Annotated in this window: 14 protein-coding genes; 11 read left to right on the top strand and 3 right to left on the bottom strand. The window is 50.4% G+C overall.

Features of this window, described 5'->3' with window-relative positions:
- The first annotated feature begins 18 nt into the window (after positions 1-18).
- The 11 genes from pulA (at position 19) to NFR57_RS03315 (ending at position 18,815) form a co-directional block, all read left to right on the top strand.
- Positions 19-3,126 carry a type I pullulanase gene (pulA, locus tag NFR57_RS03365; RefSeq protein ID WP_251182425.1) on the top strand — a complete coding sequence of 1,036 codons (3,108 nt, stop codon included), beginning with the start codon at positions 19-21 and terminating at the stop codon, positions 3,124-3,126.
- A 643-nt stretch (positions 3,127-3,769) separates the two neighbouring features.
- The gene (gene rpoB, locus NFR57_RS03360) at positions 3,770-7,627 is read left to right on the top strand and encodes a DNA-directed RNA polymerase subunit beta (protein ID WP_251182424.1); all 3,858 of its coding nucleotides are present in this window, start codon (positions 3,770-3,772) and stop codon (positions 7,625-7,627) included.
- Positions 7,628-7,639: 12 nt separating this feature from the next.
- Complete coding sequence (rpoC, locus tag NFR57_RS03355; protein ID WP_251182423.1) at positions 7,640-11,263, top strand: DNA-directed RNA polymerase subunit beta'; 3,624 nt, start codon at positions 7,640-7,642, stop codon at positions 11,261-11,263.
- Between the two features lie 185 nt (positions 11,264-11,448).
- Entirely contained in the window at positions 11,449-12,687 is a 1,239-nt protein-coding gene (locus tag NFR57_RS03350; protein ID WP_251182422.1) for an extracellular solute-binding protein, read from the top strand.
- Positions 12,688-12,805: 118 nt separating this feature from the next.
- Positions 12,806-13,246: a hypothetical protein gene (locus tag NFR57_RS03345; RefSeq protein ID WP_251182421.1), complete on the top strand. Its 441-nt coding sequence runs from the start codon at positions 12,806-12,808 to the stop codon at positions 13,244-13,246.
- 91 nt (positions 13,247-13,337) lie between these two features.
- Complete coding sequence (gene tilS, locus NFR57_RS03340) at positions 13,338-14,648, top strand: tRNA lysidine(34) synthetase TilS (protein ID WP_251182420.1); 1,311 nt, start codon at positions 13,338-13,340, stop codon at positions 14,646-14,648.
- 4 nt (positions 14,649-14,652) lie between these two features.
- The gene (locus NFR57_RS03335) at positions 14,653-15,330 is read left to right on the top strand and encodes a tRNA1(Val) (adenine(37)-N6)-methyltransferase (protein WP_251182419.1); all 678 of its coding nucleotides are present in this window, start codon (positions 14,653-14,655) and stop codon (positions 15,328-15,330) included.
- Position 15,331: 1 nt separating this feature from the next.
- Complete coding sequence (rsmI, locus tag NFR57_RS03330; protein WP_251182418.1) at positions 15,332-16,141, top strand: 16S rRNA (cytidine(1402)-2'-O)-methyltransferase; 810 nt, start codon at positions 15,332-15,334, stop codon at positions 16,139-16,141.
- A gap of 150 nt (positions 16,142-16,291) precedes the next feature.
- The gene (gene dnaA / locus NFR57_RS03325; protein WP_251182417.1) at positions 16,292-17,635 is read left to right on the top strand and encodes a chromosomal replication initiator protein DnaA; all 1,344 of its coding nucleotides are present in this window, start codon (positions 16,292-16,294) and stop codon (positions 17,633-17,635) included.
- Positions 17,636-17,733: 98 nt separating this feature from the next.
- Positions 17,734-18,135, top strand: coding sequence for a hypothetical protein (locus NFR57_RS03320; RefSeq protein WP_251182416.1), 402 nt, complete (start codon positions 17,734-17,736; stop codon positions 18,133-18,135).
- A 20-nt stretch (positions 18,136-18,155) separates the two neighbouring features.
- The gene (locus NFR57_RS03315) at positions 18,156-18,815 is read left to right on the top strand and encodes an MBL fold metallo-hydrolase (protein ID WP_251182415.1); all 660 of its coding nucleotides are present in this window, start codon (positions 18,156-18,158) and stop codon (positions 18,813-18,815) included.
- Between the two features lie 254 nt (positions 18,816-19,069).
- Here NFR57_RS03315 and NFR57_RS03310 read toward each other — a convergent pair whose 3' ends face one another.
- From NFR57_RS03310 to NFR57_RS03300, 3 genes are all read right to left on the bottom strand, one after another.
- A complete protein-coding gene (locus NFR57_RS03310; protein ID WP_251182414.1) occupies positions 19,070-20,464 on the bottom strand; it encodes a DUF4832 domain-containing protein in 1,395 nt (464 codons plus the stop codon).
- Between the two features lie 19 nt (positions 20,465-20,483).
- The gene (locus tag NFR57_RS03305; protein WP_251182413.1) at positions 20,484-20,678 is read right to left on the bottom strand and encodes a hypothetical protein; all 195 of its coding nucleotides are present in this window, start codon (positions 20,676-20,678) and stop codon (positions 20,484-20,486) included.
- 69 nt (positions 20,679-20,747) lie between these two features.
- Entirely contained in the window at positions 20,748-21,623 is an 876-nt protein-coding gene (locus NFR57_RS03300) for an AraC family transcriptional regulator (RefSeq protein WP_251182412.1), read from the bottom strand.
- Positions 21,624-21,748: the final 125 nt, after the last annotated feature.

Genomic DNA, 21,748 nt, shown 5'->3' with positions numbered 1-21,748 from the left:
ACCATAAAGGAGTAAATAATGAAAACGACATCGAAAGTATTGAATTTTTTTAAGCGCGCGGCAGTTGTATTTGCCATTGCCGTCCTTACAATATTCGCTTTGCCGCTTGGAATTGCAGACTATGCAGTAAAAGCAAAAGCCGAATCCGCATCAAACTCCACCGTAAAAGAGAGTGCGGTTAATCCCGGCGTTCGTGTTTCTGCGGAAACGGTAGCGGACGAGGTTATCCCAGATTTTTTACTTACAATCAATTATTTCAACAATAAAGACGCCGATAAGTGGTATCTTTGGTTATGGTCGCTTGCCGGCGAGAAAATAAAAGACGAAAATAAATTTTCCGGCAGCGTTAATATCGGCGGCAAAGCATGGAAAACATTATCGGTAGGAATTTCCGGCGTTAAAGCCGATAAAGACGGAAACGCGGTAGGTTTGATTGTTCGCGACGCTGCGTGGAATAAGGACGTCGAAATCGATAGATTTGTCAAAGCGGACAAAATCGTCAACAATAAAGTTACATTGTATTTGGTAACGGGCGATTCCGAATTGTATTACTCGGAAGAGGAGGCAATAGTTGCTATGCAAAATGCAATACTTCCTAAAATTACGTCGGCGGCGTTTTCCGCGCTTGACGAGGTTAAAATCAAGACGGGAGTAGCCATTACCGATAAATCGTATTTTAAGATTAAAGACAGCGGTAATAATGTCGTGGGCGAGCTCGATTGCTCTTTGCCCGAGAACGCGGATTATGTCGGCAAAACTGCGATTACTATTAAACTGGATAGCAACTGCGACTTTTCAAAATCTTACGTTATTTGCGACGAACCCGCGGTCATTGATACCGAAAAGAATTTTTCGCGTGCAAATATCGTTACTCATTATTTATTTGAGGATGCGTCGTTTGACGTGTACAATTACGACGGCAACGATTTAGGCGCGGTATATAGCGCCGAGAAAACCGTGTTCAAAGTATGGTCGCCTTATGCGGAGGATTTAAAACTTAACATTTATTCCGCGGGCGAAGGAGGTACTGCGACGTCGTATGATATGGTAAAAAGCGAAAAAGGCACTTGGTCATACACGCTCAACGGCGATCAAAAGAATAAATACTATACCTATTCCGTTGTTAACGGCGGCACGACTAATGAAATTGTCGATCCTTATGCGAAGAGCGGTGGCAGAAACGGTCAACGCGGTATGATTGTCGATTTCAATTCCGCCGATACCAAACCGCAAGGTTGGGATACTCAAAGCAATCCTACTCTCAAATCCAACGCTCATGCGGTTATCTGGGAAGCGCAGTTGCGCGACGTGACTATTCACGAGAGCTCGGGCGTAAGCGAGGCAAACCGCGGCAAGTTTTTGGGTCTTACAGAAACGGGTACCAAAAACAGCAAAGGTCAGGCGACCGCGCTCGATTACCTTAAAGAGCTTGGCGTAACGCAAGTGCACTTCCAGCCTCTTTTTGACTTTGCGTCGGTAGTGGAAGATTTTAAAGTTGCGACTTACAACAAAGACGGACAGTATAACTGGGGTTACGATCCGCTTAACTACAATATGCCCGAGGGTTCGTATTCGTCCGACCCGTCCAACGGTACGGTTCGCGTTAAAGAAATGCGCGAAATGGTTATGGCTCTTCACAATGCCGGTATACAGGTAATTATGGACGTAGTTTACAATCACGTAAGTAATGCGAGTACGTCTAACTTTGAAAAGTTAATGCCCGGATATTATTTCCGTAAGAGTGACACAGGTAACTTTTTGAACGGTTCAGGTTGCGGCAATGAAACGGCTTCCGAACGTTTTATGTTTAGAAAATTCATGATCGATTCGTTGTTGCATTGGACGGCTGAATATAAAATAGACGGATTCCGATTCGATTTGATGGGTTTGCACGACGTAAATACAATGAATATGATTTACGACGAACTTGTTAAAGTAAACCCCGATGTTATTTTGTACGGCGAACCTTGGGACGCCGGTTCCAACGGTATTAGCGGTAAGAACAGACCTGCAAATAAAGGCAATGCTAAACGTATGCCGAATATTGCTATATTCAACGACGACTTCCGCGACGGTATAGGCGGTTCGTTCGCACAAGGCAGTTTGAGAAATGACGGCGCCGTTTATATCGGAACTAACGGTTGGACGGAAAAATATACCGCTAACCCTTTGCAGAGCATAGCTTACACCGCTTGTCATGATAACTCGACGATTTGGGATAAACTTAATCGTAAAGTGGACGCAAGCAAAAGCGTTATTAAGCAAATGAACAATATGTCTGCTGTTGCGGTGTATACGAGCCAGGGCATTAGTTTTATGCTTGCCGGCGAAGAAATGTTGCGTAGCAAGCCTACAACAAGACGAAACTCTTACGATAATCGCCCGTATTCTTATGCAAGCGATCCCGACTATTATTTTTCCGATAACTCTTATAAATCGCCCGATTCCGTCAATGCGATAAATTGGGAATTGAGAGATACTAATAAGGACGTAGTCGAATTCTATAAAGGTTTGATAGCGATTAAGAAAACGTGGCCGCAGTTCCATTTGTCTACAAAAGAGGAGATTGCTCAAAATGTTAAGATTGTAGACGCGGATTTGGACGACGGTGTTGTTTCATACGCGATAAAAGATCCTAACAGCAATGAATACGCGGTTATACTCTTTAACAATGGAAATATTACAAGAAAAATCGCTGTGCCGCAGGGGAATTATGACGTGTTCGTAAACGGTAACAAGGCTTCGGCGACTAAACTATCATCGTTTAGCGGTAATAGCTTTACAGTCGGCGCGCGTTCAGCCGTTGTCATGAGAGGCACGATTGACGGAGCAAATCTTTCTGCTTGGCAATACAAAGTGGAAGATGTAAAAGAAGCCGACGACTCTAATCTGGGCTTGGCGCTCGGACTGGGTATCGGTATCCCCGCCGCGGTTCTCATTGCGGGCGGCGCGGTGTTCGGCGTAATGTACGGCAAAAAGAAAAAGGGCAAGAAGGACGAGGCGTCCGATAAGGACGAACCCAAAGCTGGCGACAAGCCCGACGACGGTGAAGCTCCCGCCGAAAAGACAGAACAAGAGCAAGCTCCCGCCGAGGAACAACCCTCGACCGATAAATCGGAAGCGTAAGCCCTAATCTGTTTATACTGTTAAAGCATGCAAAGAGCGACGTTCATCGCCGCTCTTTGTTTTTGATTTATTTTGCGCATTTGCAGGATAATGTCGGCGGGCAGTGATAGGGCGATTGCGCAGTTTGACTGTTTTGCAATAAGTTCGCTTCGGCGGCACGGGCGGATTGTTTATGTGCTTGCGGTTGGGGTTTGCGTGGTGATGTGGCGGGTTGGTTTTCGGGGTTGCGGTGGGCGAAACACGGGTGGAATATACTTATTATCTTAATAAGAATTAGGCGGCGGGATTGTTCTGTTTTTGCGGGCGGCGCGCTTGTTTCGTCGGGATATGATAAATTTATAAAAAAAATATTAAAAATTCGGGCGCAAGCCCCCGAAAATGTTTGACAGTGTTGACAACTTGTGATAAAATAACAAAATGCGTTAGTATGCCATTTATTGCGTAACGAGCGTAATATCCTCAAAAAGAGAGCAAAGTCGGTTGCTAATCACTTCTCTTATCCTATAAATACGTTTCGGCGGTGCGAAGTTAATATCGCTCCGCTTTTAGCGCGCTTTAATTAAAGCGTTTGTTGTCAGAATTGCGGCTTTTTCGAGGCGTTTCCGCCTCTCTACAAAGGTAATAACCTTATTTAGGAGTTTGTATGGCTGAAAGAAAGATTACCAAGGTTAAATACGGCAATACCGAGCGCATGTCGTTTGCGCAGATTCACGAAGTTATCGAAATGCCGGATTTGGTCGAAGTGCAGAAAAAGTCTTACAACGATTTTATCGACAACGGAATCAGGGAAGTGTTGCGCGATTTTTCGCCTATCACCGATTATTCCAACCGCGTCGAATTATTCTTCGAGGACTACTATCTCGGCTATCGCGAGGGCAATAACCAAAAGCGCAACTACACCGAGAAAGAATGTAAGGACCGCGACGCGACTTTTGCGGTGCCGCTGTACGTAAAAGTGCGGTTGCGCAACTGCGAAACGGACGAAAGCACGCGCAGCGAAGTTTACATGGGTGACATGCCGCGCATGACCCCGACGGGTTCGTTTATAATCAACGGCGCGGAACGCGTGGTTATAAGCCAGCTCGTTCGTTCGCCCGGCGTTTATTTCGATTACAAAAAGGACGTCAAGACCGGTCAAGCGCATTACAGCGCGCAGAATATTCCGTCGCGCGGCGCGTGGTTGGAATTCGAGGAGGATTCGGCGGGCGTATTGTGGGTGCGCGTTGACAGGCAAAAGAAAGTGCTTGCAACCGTGCTTTTGAGCTGTTTGTCCGCGGTTACCGACGGCGGGTTCGGCACGGAAGAAGCGCTTAAAAAGATATTTGCCGACGACCCTATGATAGAAGTTACCTGCGCGCGTTACGGCGACAAAGAGGACAAGCACGTGCTTGACGAAGAGCGCGCGTTGCTCGAACTCAACCACAAACTGCGCAGCGGCGAAACGCCGACGATCGACTCCATTAAGTCGTTTATTTACGGCATGTTCTTCGATCGCCGCAAGTACGATCTTTCGCGCGTCGGGCGTTACAAATACAATAAGAAAATGGCGCTCCGCTACCGCGTGGACGGCTACCGCGTGGCGCGCGACATTATCGACGAAAACGGCGTTGTGTACGCGCGCGCCGAGAACAAGGCGACGCACACGTCAGCCGACGTTCTCACCGAGGAGCTTGCAGTTAAAATTCAGAACGCGGGTATCAACGAAGTGTGGGTGCTCACGGAGGACGGCGAGGAATTTAACATAATAGGCAACAACCACGTCGATCTCGCTGAATATATCGATGTCGATCCGCTTACGATAGGCATCAACGAAATGGTGTACTATCCCGCGCTCAAAGCGCTCATGGACGAAGCGGACGGCGACCGCGAAAAACTTGCCGACCTGTGCTCCAAGCACATAGACGACCTTATCGTCAAGCACATAGTCGTCGAGGACGTTATTTCCACTGTCAACTATATCATGGGCTTGCACCGCGGCTTCGGGTCGTGCGACAATATCGACCACCTCGGCAACCGTCGCGTGCGAAGCGTCGGCGAGCTTTTGCAAAACCAGTTCCGTATCGGCATGTCGCGTTTGGAACGCGTCGTGCGCGAGCGCATGCAGATTCAGACGGAGTCCGAAATTTCGGCGCAGACGCTTATTAACGTTCGTCCCGTGTCGAGCGCGATAAAAGAGTTTTTCGGGTCGTCGCAGCTTTCGCAGTTCATGGACGAAACCAACCCGATTGCCGAGCTTACGCACCGCCGCAAGCTGTCTGCTTTGGGGCCCGGCGGTCTTAACCGCGAGCACGTTACGTTCGAGGTTCGTGACGTTCACTACACGCACTATTCTCGTATGTGCCCGATAGAAACGCCCGAAGGTCAGAACATCGGTCTTATTTCGTCGCTGTCGAGCTACGCGCGTATCAACGAGTACGGCTATATCGAAGCGCCGTACCGCAGGGTCGATAAAGTCAATCATCAGGTGACCGATATTGTCGATTACTTGCCCGCGGACGAAGAGGACCGCTATATGATAGCGCAGGCGAGCGAACCGCTCGACGAAAACAACCGATTTGTCAAAGAGCGCGTTATGATGCGTTACCGCGATCTTATCGGCGAGGTTTCGCGCGACCGTATCGATTATATCGACGTGTCGCCGCGGCAGATGGTTTCGGTCGCTACCGCGCTTATTCCGTTCCTTGAAAACGACGACTCGCACCGTGCGCTGATGGCGTCCAACATGCAGCGTCAGGCTGTTCCGCTGTTGAGAACGGAAGCGCCTATCGTAGGTACGGGTATCGAGCACAAAATAGCTTACGACTCGGGCGTTATGGTTATAACGCGTGCGGACGGCGTTGTGGATTATGTGGACGCCGAACGCATTATCGTGAAAGAGGACGGCGGCAACCGTCAAATGTATTTGTTAAAGAAGTTTGTCGGCTCCAACCAAGGCACTTGTATCAATCAGCGCGCAATCGTCAGCAAGGGCGATCGCGTCAAAAGAGGACAAGTGCTCGCCGACGGACACTCCACGTCGCAAGCGGAACTCGCGCTCGGCAAGAACGTGCTTGTCGGGTTTATGGGCTGGGAAGGCTACAACTATGAGGACGCTATTCTAATCAGCGAACGCATAGCCAAAGACGACGTGTTCACGTCCATACACATCAATAAACACGAAATCGAGGCGCGCGACACCAAGCTCGGCGCGGAAGAAATCACGCGCGATATACCCAACGTAAGCCCCGAAGCGCTTAAAAACCTCGACGAGGAAGGCATTATCCGCGTCGGCGCAGAGGTCGATTCGGGCGATATTCTTGTCGGCAAGGTCACGCCCAAAGGCGAAACCGATCTCACGCCCGAGGAACGTTTGCTCCGCGCGATATTCGGCGATAAGGCGCGCGAAGTGCGCGATACGTCGCTTAAAGTTCCGCACGGCGAGGGCGGTATAGTCGTTGACGTCAAGGTATTCACTCGCGCCAACCGCGACGAAATGAAGCCGGGCGTAAACAAACTCGTGCGCGTATACATTGCGCAAAAACGTAAGATTTCCGTCGGCGACAAAATGGCGGGACGTCACGGCAACAAGGGCGTTATTTCGCGCGTGTTGCCGGAGGAAGATATGCCGTTTATGGCTGACGGCACGCCGTTGCAGATTGTTCTTAACCCGCTCGGCGTTCCGAGCCGTATGAATATCGGTCAGGTCTTGGAAGTTCACTTGGGACTTGTCGCAAAGGCGCTCGGCTGGAAAATATCCACGCCCGTGTTCGACGGCGCAATCGAGTCCGATATTCAAAAACTTCTCGAAGAAAACGGATACGTTTCGCCCGACGGCGAGGTTGACGGCAAGATACAGATGTACGACGGCAGAACGGGCGAAGCGTTTGAAAACCGTGCCACCGTCGGTTATATGTACATGCTCAAACTTATCCACCTTGTAGACGACAAGATGCACGCGCGTTCTACGGGTCCGTACTCGCTCGTTACGCAGCAACCGCTCGGCGGCAAGGCGCAAAACGGCGGTCAGCGTTTCGGCGAAATGGAGGTCTGGGCTTTGTATGCTTACGGCGCGTCCAACGTTTTGCAGGAAATTATGACGGTCAAGTCGGACGACATTGCGGGGCGTTCCAAGACATACGACAGTATTATCCGCGGCATGGACAGTTCCGAGCCCGGTATTCCCGAATCGTTTAAAGTCCTTATCAAGGAATTGCAGGCGCTCGCGCTCGACGTAAAGGTGCTTACCGAGAACAAAGAAGAAATCGGCATTAAAGAGCTTATGGACGACGAGCCGGTCATGTACGACGCGGAACCCACGCCCAAGCATTACGACAGCAGTCTGTTCGGCGAGAACGACGATATCGAGATGGAAACGGATATTCTCGGCGGTTTGGACGACGATGACGAGGACGTTGCGGACGGCGCGACGGGCAGTCTGTTCGGCGAGGAAGAGGTCGATTTGAACGACCCGTTTGCCGACGGCGCGTTCGACGACGACTACGACGACGATAAGGAAGATTAAAGGAGTAGCGATATGTTTGAATTAAACAACTTCGATTCGATGCAAATTCAGTTGGCGAGCCCGGACAAAATACGCGAGTGGTCTTACGGCGAGGTTACCAAGCCCGAAACTATCAACTATCGCACTCAAAAGCCCGAAAAGGACGGCTTGTTCTCCGAGCGCATTTTCGGACCGACCAAGGACTGGGAGTGCTATTGCGGCAAGTACAAGCGTATCCGCTATAAAGGCGTTATATGCGATAAGTGCGGCGTGGAAGTCACTACGAGCAAAGTGCGCCGCGAGCGTATGGGGCATATCGAGCTTGCCGCGCCCGTCACGCATATTTGGTATTTCCGCGGCGTGCCGAGCAGAATAGGGCTTATACTCGATTTGCAGTTAAAGCAACTCGAACAGGTTGTGTACTTCGTCAATTACGTAGTGCTCGACCCCGGTATCACCGATTTACAGTACAAAGAAATAATCACGGACGACAAGCTCCGCCAGTATCAGGAGCAGTACGGTCCCAAAGCGTTTAAGGTCGGCATGGGCGCGGAAGCTATACGCCAACTCTTAAAAGACATCAACGTCAAAGAAGAGTACGACAAAATGCGCGAAATAGTCGAAAAGTCCTCGGGACAGAAAAAACTTCGCGCGATAAAACGTCTCGACATACTCGACGCGTTCTTGAAATCGGGCGCGGAGCCGAGCTGGATGGTACTCGACGTGCTTCCCGTACTTCCGCCCGAACTTCGTCCCATGGTGCCGCTGGACGGCGGTCGGTTTGCGACGAGCGACCTTAACGACCTGTATCGCAGAGTTATCAACCGCAACAATCGGTTGCGCAGGCTCATGGAGTTGGGCGCGCCCGACATTATTATCCGCAACGAGAAGCGTATGCTTCAAGAGGCGGTCGATTCGCTCATAGACAACGGCAGACGCGGCAAAGCTATTTCGGGCGCGTCCAACCGCGAACTCAAAAGTCTTTCGGGCTTGCTCCGCGGTAAGCAGGGGCGGTTCCGTCAAAACCTTTTGGGTAAGCGCGTTGACTATTCCGGTCGTTCGGTTATAGTCGTCGGTCCCGAACTCAAATTTTATCAGTGCGGCGTGCCCAAGGAAATGGCACTCGAACTGTTTAAACCGTTTGTAATAAAAGAACTTGTCGCGCAGGGCAAAACGCACAACGCCAAGACCGCAAAGCGCATTGCCGAGCGCGCAGACGCCGACGTGTGGAACGTACTCGAAAAGGTCATCAAAGACCACCCCGTACTTTTGAACCGCGCGCCGACGTTGCACAGGCTGGGTATTCAGGCGTTCGAGCCTGTGCTTGTTGACGGCAGAGCCATTAAACTCCATCCGCTCGCTTGCGGCGCGTTCAACGCCGACTTCGACGGCGACCAAATGGCTATACACGTTCCGCTGTCGGTAGAAGCGCAGGTCGAAGCGCGCGTGCTCATGCTCGCGCCCAACAATATCCTTAAACTTTCGGACGGCGCGCCTGTTTGCGCCCCGACGCTCGACATGGTTATGGGCAGCTACTACCTTACCATGGAAAAGCCCGGGTCGAAAGGCGAGGGCATGACGTTCTGCGATGCTGAAGAAGCGAAGATGGCTTACTTTAACAAAGAAATCGAGCTTCAAACCAAAATCAACGTGCGTATCGAACGCCCCGTTCAAGCCATACTCGACAGCGGCGTGGAAATCCCCAAAAACGCGGTTTCGCCCGACGGTAAGAACTACCGTCACACCGTGTCCACTACCGTGGGCAGGCTCATATTCAACGAGCCTATTCCGCAGGATTTGGGCTATGTCGTGCGCGACACCTATGCAAAAATGTTCGAGCCCGAAATCAACTGTTGCGTCGATAAGGGCATGATCAAGAGCATTGTAAATACCACGTTCAAAAAGAAAGGTTCTTCGGTCACCGTGGAAGTGCTTGACGCCATTAAAGATATGGGCTATAAGTACGCGACTATCGGATCTATAACGACATCCGTTTTCGACATGCACATACCGCAAGAAAAGTACAAGATTTTGGACGACGCAGAGGACGAAGTCGTCAAGATCGAAAAACTGTACGACCGCGGTTTCGTTACCGAGGACGAGCGGTATAACGCCGTTGTCAATATCTGGAACAAAGCCAACGACAAAGTCACCGACGCGCTTGTCAATACGCTCGACGCATACAACCCCATCAACATGATGGCGACTTCGGGCGCGCGCGGTAACATGAAACAGATAAGCCAGCTTTCGGGCATGCGCGGACTTATGCGTAACCCGCAAGGCAAAACGCTCGACGTTCCTATCAGATCGTCGTTCCGCGAAGGCATGACCGTTTTGGAATACTTTATTTCCACCCATGGCGGACGTAAAGGTTTGGCGGATACCGCGTTGAAAACAGCCGACTCCGGTTATCTTACCCGCCGTCTTGTTGACGTTGCGCAGGACGTTATTGTCAGGGAAGAGGACTGCTGTTCGGACGGCGCGCCCAAGGGCATAGATACGTATGCCATAATGGACGGCAATCAGGTTATAGAAAAACTCGAAGATCGTTTGGCGGGCAGATACAGCGCGGAACGCGTCGTAAATCCCAAAAACAATAAAGAAGTTCTTGTCGACGTAAACGAAATGATTTCCGAAAAAACGGCAAAGCGTATCGTCGAGTGCGGCATTACTCACGTCAAGATCAGAACGGTGCTCACCTGTAAGAGCAAGCACGGCGTTTGCGCTAAGTGCTACGGCAGGGATATGGCGGCGGCTACGCCTGTAAGAATAGGCGAAGCGGTCGGCATTATAGCCGCGCAGTCCATAGGCGAACCCGGTACACAGCTTACGCTCCGTACCTTCCACATGGGCGGCGTTGCTTCGGCGGACGATATTACGACAGGTTTGCCGCGTGTTGAGGAGCTTTTTGAAGCGCGCAACCCGAAAGGCGTTGCGGTGCTTGCCGAGCACGAAGGCAAAGTGCGCATTGTCGAAAAGGACGGAAAGCGCGACGTTATTGTCAAGCGCGACGACGGCAGCGAGGATTCGTATTCCATTCCTCACGGCGCGCACTTTAAGCCGTATATTTCCAACGGCGCGTATATCAAGACGGGCGACGCGATTACCGAAGGTCCGTTAAACCCGAGCGACATTTTGCGCACCAAAGGTCGCAACGACGTTCAGGAATATATCTTGAAAGAAGTCCAAGCGGTTTACCGCTCGCAGGGCGTTGATATCAGCGATAAGCACGTCGAAGTTATCGTAAGGCAAATGTTAAAGAAAGTTCGCGTGGAGAACAGCGGCGACACCGACTTGCTCCCCGGCGAAATGATAGACCTTGCCACGTTCGACGAGGCGAATACCAAGGCGATAGAGAATTACGGTCGCCCCGGCATCGCCAAGCATACGCTCCTCGGCATAACCAAAGCCGCGCTCGCAACGGATAGCTTCCTCTCCGCCGCGTCCTTCCAAGAAACGGCGCGCGTGCTTACCGAAGCCGCTATCAAGAGCAAGGTTGACCCGCTTATCGGTCTTAAAGAAAACGTCATTATCGGTAAGCTAATCCCCGCGGGTACGGGCGTAAAGATGTACAGAAACATCTATCCCGTCGAGCGCGCGTCCGTCAACCCCGACGAGTACAGCGCAACGCCCGACGACGTTGCCGAAAACGCGTAATATACTGTAAATAAAAGCGTTACGATTTAATCGTAATGCTTTTTTAGTGCAAGAGTAACAGTTTTTGGGCAATATCGCCATATTATCGGCGCAGTAATAGGCTTGACAAATATATGCGCATATGATAATATATCGATAACGTGCAAGTTTATTTGCGTAAAGGTTTTATTATTGGGAGGGAATATATGAAAAAAGGGTTAAAACGCATTATTGCGACGGTTGCGTGTATTTCGTCTTGCGCACTTGTTTTTGCGGCGTGCGGCAGAACGCCGAGTTCCAAGCCTAACGGCGATTATGATAACGACGAATTTAAAACTGTCGAGCTTAATTTGTGGGTGCCGTCGGACAGTCGAAATTTTTATCAAGATCGCGTCGATGAGTTTTTACTTGCCCACACTAACTGCGAAATAAATATCTATGAGAAAAGCGCAGGCGAAGTTTACGGAGCATTAAAATCCGACGTGTCGGCAGGCGCGGACGTGTTTATGTTTACAGGCGAGTATGCGAAGGAATTGCAAAAGATAAACGCGCTGTATAAACTGCCCGATAATTATGCGAGCGTCGTTCGCGGTCGCGATAACGCCTATACGATGGCGCCGATTGAAAGCGGCAACGGGTTGTACGGGTTTCCCGCAACGCTCGATAACGGATGGTATTTGTGGTACAACGCGGCATTTTATAATGATAGCGAAGTCGATTCATTGGATGATATTCTGATTAAAGCCCGCGACATGAACAAAAAGGTGCGGTATATGTTTAGCAGTTTTTGGTATGCAACGGCGTTCTTTAACGGCATGGGTTGTCAAATGGATTACAAGGCCGACGGAACATATTATACGGACATAGATTCGGACGCCGGCAAGTCGGCGACGCAGGCTATGTATAAATACGGTTTTGAATACGGTAGCGTTTTAGTTCCGGATTACGACGACGCTACAGTGCGTAAGTTGAACAGCGGTGAAACGGTCGCGGCGTTCGGCGGAGCGTGGATGGGCGCGCAACTGAACGACAATATCTTTCCCGCCGTTTGCCCCCAATTCAGTATTGACGACTATACAAGCGCGCGCATGCGCCCTTACGTGGACGGATCGTATTTCGGTGTAAACGCTCAACGTAAAAACAAGAATTTAGCGACCGAACTTGCGGATTTTCTGTCCGACGAACAGTCGCAAGTAGCGCGATACAATGAGTTAAAGACAATCCCGTCCAATAAAAATGCAATATCGCGATTTGGAGCGAGCGACAGGGCTGTTTCAATGATGTCGATGCAGTGCGAAATGGGCGCGACGCATTTGTACCGTCATCCCGAAACGGCGTACAGCATGATAACCGACTACACGAGCGCTTGTATTGGACATTTGTATCCATTGTATCAAATGATAGAAGAATTGCGCTATGTGGCGCAAACGCTTAACAATCTTTAAGCTATACTAACAGTCGAAACTTCTGTATAAATAGGTTGTAAAATTTTTTAAATGGGTTGACTTGTTCGAATAAGTTTGATATAATGCCTGTTAATAAATTTTATAGTTTGGAGGCGTTATGAAAAAACTTGCGGCAATATTTGTAAGCGTGCTTTTGGCGTTATCGCTGTTTGCTTGCGTTCCCGATAAATCGGGCGAAAATAAAAACTCCGCCGACAGCACATATACCGAGTTGACCCAAGCGGAAATAGTCGAGGTTTTGCCTGAAATAAAATCGGCGTTCGGGAGCGATGACGAAGTCGCTGTTTACGGCAAATATAACGGTTATTATATAGTTGAATTCAACTCGCATAGCTATCTTGTTGTATCGGAGGAAGACATCGGCGGCGTAGTTTTTACTTTCGCGGGCAAGCCTCAAACCGTACACGGTTATATGCAAGGCGAGTTGTACGAACTGCAAGAGTTATATGCGGACGGAAAAATTACGCACTCCGACCTTTTAGATATACATCAAAAACACTGTAACATGTCGGACTACACCGTAACGGACGAAACGTAATTTACGGTCAATGCGAAACATACTTCAAGCCGTGCGGCGGAATTGCGCCGCGCGGCTTGATTTATTTTGCCGTGTGTGATATAATCGGACTGTGAACGGACTACTCGAAAAAACGGCGCGACGGTTGGAGCCGTTGCGCGGAAAAACACTCGCTTTGGGCGTGTCGGGCGGGCGCGATTCTATGTGCCTTTTGCACGCCGCGCTTAATTGCGGCGCGGTGGAAAAATCGCAATTATTAGCCGTGCACGTCAATCACGGCTTGCGCGATCAGGCGGATTCCGACGAGCTTTTTGTGCGCGAATTTTGTCTGCGCAACGGCGTTGAATTTCGCGCTTATCGCGTCAATGTCAAAGCCGAGAGCGCAAAAAACGGGCTTACAATCGAGCAGGCGGCGCGGAACTTGCGTTACGCGGTATTTTACGATATTATCGGCAACGGCGAAGCGGACGTCGTTCTTACCGCTCATCACGCGCTCGACAATGCGGAAACCGTGCTAATGCACCTGTTTCGCGGAGCGGGTTTGGACGGCATGCGCGGCATGGCGGACGGCGGGGCGTTGCCCGTTGTGCGCCCGTTCCTCGACGTGTATCCGTGCGAGCTTGACGAGTACTGCGCGCAAAACGGATTGAAGTTTGTCGTAGACGATACGAATTTTTTGGACGACGCGGACAGGAATTATATTCGGTTAAACGTTATTCCGCTTATCGAACGTCGGTACAAAGGCGCGGTGCGGGCGATTAACGCATTGTCCGCAGAGTGCGCGCGCGCGTGCGATTACATGGAAAGTTCGATAGACCTGTCGTTAATCACGTACTCCGACGGCGCCGTTTTAATTGCCGACGACGCGCTGATCGGCGGGCTTGCGGCGCGGTACGTGCGGCGCGCGCTCGCATATTTTACCACGGTGGACATTACGCGCGAACAGACGGACCGAGTTGTCGCGCTTGCACACATGCGCATAGGCGCAAGCGTCGAACTGTCGGGCGGAATTGTAGCCGCGCGCGAGTACGGGCGGGTCGCGCTGTATATTCCTCGGCTTGAGTGCGATGCAGAATACCCCGTTGCGCTCGGCGGCAATTATATTGACGGGCTTGCCGTGGACATTACGCGTTGCGACGTTTCGCCGCAATCGGTTAAGGGCGGGGCGGTGGATTTTGACAAGCTGGACGGTGCAGTGTTGCGGTTCAGGCGCGACGGCGACGTGTTTACCCCGTTCGGCGGCAAGCGCAAAAAGCTGAAACAGTATTTCATAGATAAAAAAATTCCCAAGCGGTTACGCAATCGCATACCGCTTATTTGCCGCGGCGACGAAGTGCTGGTCGCGGTAGGCGTGGAAATTTCCGATAGCGTAAAACAAACAGCCGACACCGCGGTCAAAGCGGTCGTGCGGTTAAGACGGTAGTGTTATGGCGGACGAAGTATTAAACGGAATAACGCTTAAAGCGGGCGAGTGCAAAGAGCCGCTTGACGATTGCGGACACGTTATTATTCAGCACAAGGATATGTATCGGTTCGGCGGCGACGCGGTCGCGCTGTACAAGTACGCGCGGAAATTTGTGAGGCGCGACGACAAAGTGTTCGACCTTTGTTCGGGTTGCGGCGTTGTGGGCATTTTGCTCGCGCTCGATTGCGGCTGCGCAGTCGGCGGCGCGGAAATAGACGGCGCGCTCTTTGATATGTGCGTGCGCTCGTGCGCGCTCAACGGGCTTGACGGATCGGGGTATTATAATGTCGATATAACAACGGCAATCGACATGTTACCCGCCGCGCAGTACGACGCGGTCGTGTGCAACCCGCCGTTTTTCAAGGCGGACAGCAAGGCGCGCGCCGTCGCGCCCGCGGCAAACAGCGAACTTACGGTGACGCTGGACGACGTTGTTAAAACCGCCAAACGCTTGTTAAAGGCGGGCGGCGCGTTGTATCTCGTTTACACCGCGTCACGACTGGACGAAGCCGTTTGCGCCTGTCACAAGCACGGGCTTACGCCCAAGCATATGACGGTAAACGCCAACGGTAAGACGTTTTTGTTGCGAGCCGTGCGCGGCGGTAAGCAGGGTATGACTGTTTCGACGGAGGAGTTTTGACATGCTGTACATAGTAGCCACGCCGATAGGCAATTTGGAAGAAATAACGCTACGCGCTATCGACGTGTTGAAGTCGGTCGATTTGATAGCGGCGGAGGACACTCGGCACACCGCGTTGTTGCTCAACAAGTACGGCATAAAGACGCGCGCCGTGCCCTATCACAAGTTTAACGAAAAGAGCGCGGTGGGCGGGCTTATCGACATGCTTAAAGAGGGTAAGGACATTGCGGTCGTATCGGACGCGGGTATGCCTACGGTGTCCGACCCCGGGCATGTTATAATCGACGAAGCCGTTGCGAACGGCATTGATTTTACTGTGGTGAGCGGCGCGTGCGCGGGCGTAAACGCGCTTGTGCTGTCGGGGCTGGACACGCGCGCGTTCACGGTGCTCGGGTTTTTGCCCGAAAAGAAAATCGATCGCGAACGGTTTGTCGAGCCTTATAAGTCTGTGCCGTGCACGCTCGTGTTTTACAGCGCGGTGCACGACGTAAAAAAGGATCTTGCGTTCTTGCACGAAGAGTTGGGCGCGCGCAAAGTCGCGGTGTGTCGGGAAATGACCAAGCTGTACGAAACGGTTACGCGCGGCACGCTCGGCGACGCGTTCGACCTGACCGAAAAGGGCGAGTTTGTTATTGTGGTAGAGGGCGCGAACGACGATTTTTCGGCGTTGTCCGTCGAGGCGCATTTGCGGCGATACGTGGACTTGGGCGAGGACTTGCGCGACGCGGTCAAAAAGGTGGCGGCGGACAGGCACGTCGCAAAGAGCGAAGTTTACAAAACGGCGTTGCGTATGAAAGAACGCGACGAATAGCGTCGGTCTACGGCTCGGGCGGACGACGTTGCGCGGCGCAATCGACAACGTTCGACCCAAACGCTTGATTTTATGCGCGGCATGCTGTATAATTTTACTATGTAACGTAGCGGTTCGGTAAGCCCGTCCGCGGCGACAAGGGTGCTTATTATGAAAGATATCGACGCCGTTTGGCAGGAAATGTTGTCTATATTGGAAGTGGAGGTTCACTCGCTCGGCTTCGACGTATGGATAAGACCGTTGCGACCGTTAAAAGTCGAGGACGGGATTTTGGCGTTGTGCGCGCCGTCGGACGGAGCAAAAGCCGAAGTTATCGCGCGGTATTTGCCGCTGTTAAAGCGCGCAATGCGCGAGGTGGAGGGCGCGCCCGCGGAGCTTACCGTCATTTCGGAGGAGGAAGCGCCCAAAAAAGTCGCGGAGGAAAAGGCGGAAGCGCCGAGGGTTACGCACGCCGCGGCTTCGCAATGCGTATTAAATCCGCAGTATAACTTTGCCGATTTTGTCGTGGGCAAGTGCAATCGCATGGCTTACGAAACGGCTTTGGCGGTAGCCGAAAATCCCGGGATATTGTATAACCCGCTGTTTATATACGGCGACGTGGGGTTGGGCAAAACTCACATCATGCAGGCTATCGGCAACGATTTGCGGCTGTCGAAACCCAATCTTAAAATGCTGTACGTATCGACCGACACGTTTATCAACGAGTTTATCGCGTCCATACGCACGGCTAACGGCGTGAACAATCAGTCGTTCCGCGACAAGTATCGCAATATAGACCTGCTCATGATAGACGACGTGCAGTTTTTAAGCAAAAAGCCGTCTACGCAGGAGGAAATATTTCACACGTTCGAAGCGCTCAAAAGCGCGGGCAAACAAATGGTGTTCGCGTCCGACCGTCGTCCGCAGGATATACCCGACCTCGACAGCCGCGTGCGGTCGCGGTTCGCGTCGAGCATGGTGGTGGACGTTCAGCCGCCCGACCTCGAAACGCGCATAGCCATTTTGCAAAAGAAAGCGCAAAAAGCCAAAAAGAACATCGATTTCGACGAACTTAATTTTATTGCCGAGCACGTGACGAGCAATATCCGCGAAATGGAAGGCGTGCTCACCAAAGTAATGTTTTTGTCCAAGCTGTACGAACGCAAGGTCGATCGCGCCATTTGTCAAGAAGCGTTAAAGGACTATCGTGTGCAGGAGTGCGACGAAATAACGGTTGACGAAATAGTCGATTGCACGTGCAAATATTACAACGCCAACAAAGCGGACGTGCTCGGCAAAAAGAAAAACAAAGAAGTAGTCACTCCGCGACAGGTCGCGATATATCTTATAAACGAGTTTATGAATATTCCGCTCGCCGCGATAGGCGAATACTTCGGCGGCAGGGAACATACGACGATCATGCACGCGCGCGACAAGATTTCCGCGCAGATAGCTACCGACCCGAAAATAAAGACAGCGGTAAACGATATAAAAGCCATGATCTTGCGCAAATAGTTTTGTTTTTCCGCGATTGCGGGCGGCTTTAAGCGCAACATTTTTCAATACGCCGAAATAGGTTGACACGCTCGGCTTTTTAGTGTAAAATAATATCCATGGACAGTACGGTACCCCGAAGTACACGCCCCGTCGCGGTTACGGTCGCGTCGGAACAAGAGCCCGTTAAGTGCGACGGCGAGTTTGCCGAACACGCGGGCGGGTTTACTTTGGTTTTTAATATGGGCGCGGAAATATTTACGGTTGCGCACACCGAGGCTTGCACCGACGTTTCGGCGAGCGGCGGCGTTATGTCGTACAAAATTTCGCTTTCCGACAAGCCGAGCACGGTTTTGCTCGGCACGCCGTTCGGGGAAATGCGGTTTGCGGTTAAAACTCTCGAACGCGCGATCGAACGTGCGGACGGAGTTTTGCGCGTCGCGCTTAAATACGTTTTGTCGTCCGCCGCGGCGGGGGATATAGAGCGTGCCGTGGACGTTACGGCGCGGTTTTTGCAATAATCAAGAGGTATTGACAGAAAATGAAAATCAAGTGGTTGGGTCATTCTTCGTTCATGTTGACCGAGAGTACGGGCATATCTGTGCTAACCGATCCGTTCGATCCCGAAATGGTGGGGTACGGGTTTTCCGCGCCGTCCGTCGATATTGTCACTTCGTCGCACGGACACGCCGACCATAATTATCTTAAAGGCGTAAAAAGTTACAAACAGGTTTACGACGCGTCGGGCAAGTTCGAGTACGAGGGCAGAGTACACATAACGGGTATTCAGTCTTTTCACGACGGCGAGGAAGGCGCGCTCCGCGGCAAGAACACTATATATAAGATAGGCATGGACGGCGTGAACATTTGTCACATGGGCGACATAGGCGAGCCGTGCAGTCCCGAACTTATCGAGCGGCTTTTGCCCGTGGACGTTTTGATGATACCCGTCGGCGGCAATTATACAATCGACGCGGAACTTGCCAAGGAATATGTCGATAGGCTCATGCCCGAAATTGTTATTCCCATGCACTACAAAATAAAGCATTGCGAGCTCGATATAGACAAGGTAGAGCCGTTTGTGCGCATGTTCGACGACGAGTGCGTGGAGGAGGATCTCGACGAACTCGACCTCGACCGTTGCGACTTTGACGAAAACAAATCCACTCGGCTTGTGCTGTTGAACAAGCAAAAGTCTTAATTTTTTCGCAACATAATATCAAGCAAAATAGCGGAACAAGGCGCGCTTCCCATAATGAATAAAAAACGAATAACAATAAAGAACTCTCGAACAATTTGTTAGAGAGTTCTTTATGCTTGTAATTTATTAAGCTAAATTGAAATTTAAAGAACCTACTATTTTGTCAGAACCGTTTAAAACAACAGTTAAATAATAAGTGGTTTCTCTATTAACATTTTTAATGTTTTCCGTTAAATATGTGTTTAATTCCGCCGTTAAGCGGAAATGAGTTCAAAGCTGCCTATTTTATTGGCTTTTAGATCGTTGTTCCACAACCCGTCGTTTGCGAATTTCACACAGTACAGAGGCGCGCTTTGCAACTCTTCCCCGTAAATACGCAGATAAACGTCGTATTTTCCGCTTTCAAGACCATGCTCAACATTGAATTCGAGCTCATCCTTTAAGGCAATTTCTCCATAATCCGCAATAAACGCCGTCGCGCCTGTGCTGTCGGTAAATATCAGCTTTGCCCGCTTGTTTCTGTTCAAATTCCCAAATCCCGCGTTTTGCAACGTAAGGCGGACGTTCAGCTTTTCAGACGAGGACGAATAAGTAAATACCGAGTTTTTCAATACAAATCTGTATCCCAAACGGTTCTGTATGTAAGTAAAGCCGGTTTTGCCGTAATATTGTTTTTCTAATCCGCAAGCTTCTGTATAAAAGGTGTTTTTCCACTTTTTGATTACTCTGTTATCCCACTCTGAATTAAGATAACTTAAATGAATTTTATTCATTTCGGGTAGACACGCTTCAATATTGTGAAGCGGACTGTCGGGGACGGCAACTTCGCCGCCGAAAGGTAAATGAGCGTTTTGGGCGCTTAAAAAATTTATATCGCGCTCTCTGTTACGGTAAGTACCCAAATCACTTTCGGAGCCCAGATATCCGTCGTTATATATGCCTAATCTGTAAGCCTTTTCGTCGGGCGATATTGAAATTTCTTCAATCTTGTCGTCAGATACGTCAATATAATCGTATATCATTTTGGGCGTCCGCACCAACACCGGTATTTCGGAAGCGCCGATTAAAAAAGCGTTTATAAGCGGTGTTATATGCTCCGGATTTGCCGCCGCACTTGTATGCATTTCGCCCCAAGGTCCTATAAGTCCCGTTTCAATAGCGGTGACCGTATTTACATAATGGTTGAGCACAGAACAAACACTCTCTACATGCTTCAACATTACTTCGAGAGCCGGCTCCTTATCGGCGCTGCCGTTATAACCGGGATCGTAAGCAAACCTTACGATCGCATTTTTGTCGTTTTCTTTAAGACAAAAAAGCAGTGCGTCCAACCCTTCCATCGCCTCATCGGTGAGCGGCTTGTCCGTCGCGTTATTTACCGCCGCCGAAAACGCGCTTATATCGCAACGCAAATGATATAGCTGCGTTTGTGAATTTATTACGCCCTTGTTGTACGTCGCTCCGTTTTCGTCGATTTTTACATATACAGGACGGTAAAATCCCTGGTCGGGATTAGATATTTCCTCCGTGCTTTCCTCGTAATTCAAATCCTGAACGTGCTTTTCGCCTGCGTCGGTTTTACCGCATGCGGCAAAAACCGGGGCAATGATAAAAACCGATAAAATTATCGCTGTTAATTTTACTTTCATATATACAATCCTTCCTTTTTTATATTTCATCATAATTATCTGTTTCGGCAAATTCCGCTTCCGTAGATACGCCTGCAAATTTGCGATTTCTGAATGCGATTGCTATGCCGTGTTCCACATCGCAATTACAGTCCCCGCACAATGCAATATTATAGCATATTACGATAAAAAAACAAGCGTTGATATAGCACACTATACCTATCTGTTTTTCCATACGGGAACTACGGTAAGACGTTCCGTTTTTATATGCCTATTTCTATGCCGCGCCTATAAAAGCAATGATTTATCGTACCGACGAGCACTCTATGAGTTCGCAGTCGAACAGCGTGGGGTTTATTCCGCCGTCGTCCGATTCGGTCGCCGCGGCGGTGAACGTGTAGTCGTCGGGCAGCGACGAGGGAGAATATCCCGTCAGAAGTTTGAATATTCTGTTAAAATTGCGTATCGTGCCGAACCCGCATTTGTCGGCGACTTCGGTAACGTTGTTTTCGCCGCGCGACAGCATTTCGACGGCTTTTTCCACTTTTACCGCGTTTACGTATCGCATGAAGTGCATGCCCGTGCGCGCCGTGAAAAAGCGGGAGAGGTAGCTCGGGTTCATGCCCATGAACCGCGCGGCGTCGTCCAGCGTGTAGCTGTCGTAATGCTTGTATATTTCCGCAAACAGCGCGCGCAGTTTTTCGTCGGTCTTGCTCTTGACTTTTTTGTTTTCCGTTTGCTCGCATGCGAAAACGTCGAGCATAAGCTGTCTTACACGCGCGTCGGCGCGGTAACTGTAAAGCGCGCCCTTTTCGGTTAGTTCTTTAAGCGTTTGCGCGTACACCTGCGCCGCGCCGTAATCGTTAGACAGTACGGGCGCGGTTAATGCGAGCTCGCCCGCAAAGTCGTTGATAATCTTGCGGTTGAAAATAAGCGTTTGTATGAGCGTGTCGGGCGTGTCTGCGTTTATTCGGTGCAAACATTCGCTGTCTATAAACATGGCGTCGCCCTCGGTAGGTTTGTACGTGACGCCGTCGCAAACGACCGTCGCCGCGCCGCGCCGCACGCAAATAAACTCGCAATCGCTGTGCCAATGCAAGGTGTTTTGCGAGTTGCGATAAGTGCCCGCCCAAACGCGTTCGCCGCCGCCGTATTTCCATTGTTCCTTTGTCGCGCTCATGTTTACCGTCCATATTATATATCAAACGCCGCGACGGGTCAATAATTTAATGTAAAAATTTTTCCTGTTTTGGTAAATATAATTCTTGCTTGCGCGCGCAATATTTGGTACAATATTTACGGTAA

The sequence above is a fragment of the Anaerocaecibacter muris genome (genome assembly GCF_943192945.1).
GTDB classification, from domain to species: domain Bacteria; phylum Bacillota; class Clostridia; order Christensenellales; family Pumilibacteraceae; genus Anaerocaecibacter; species Anaerocaecibacter muris.
This window is presented reverse-complemented; position numbering and strand designations above follow the sequence as displayed.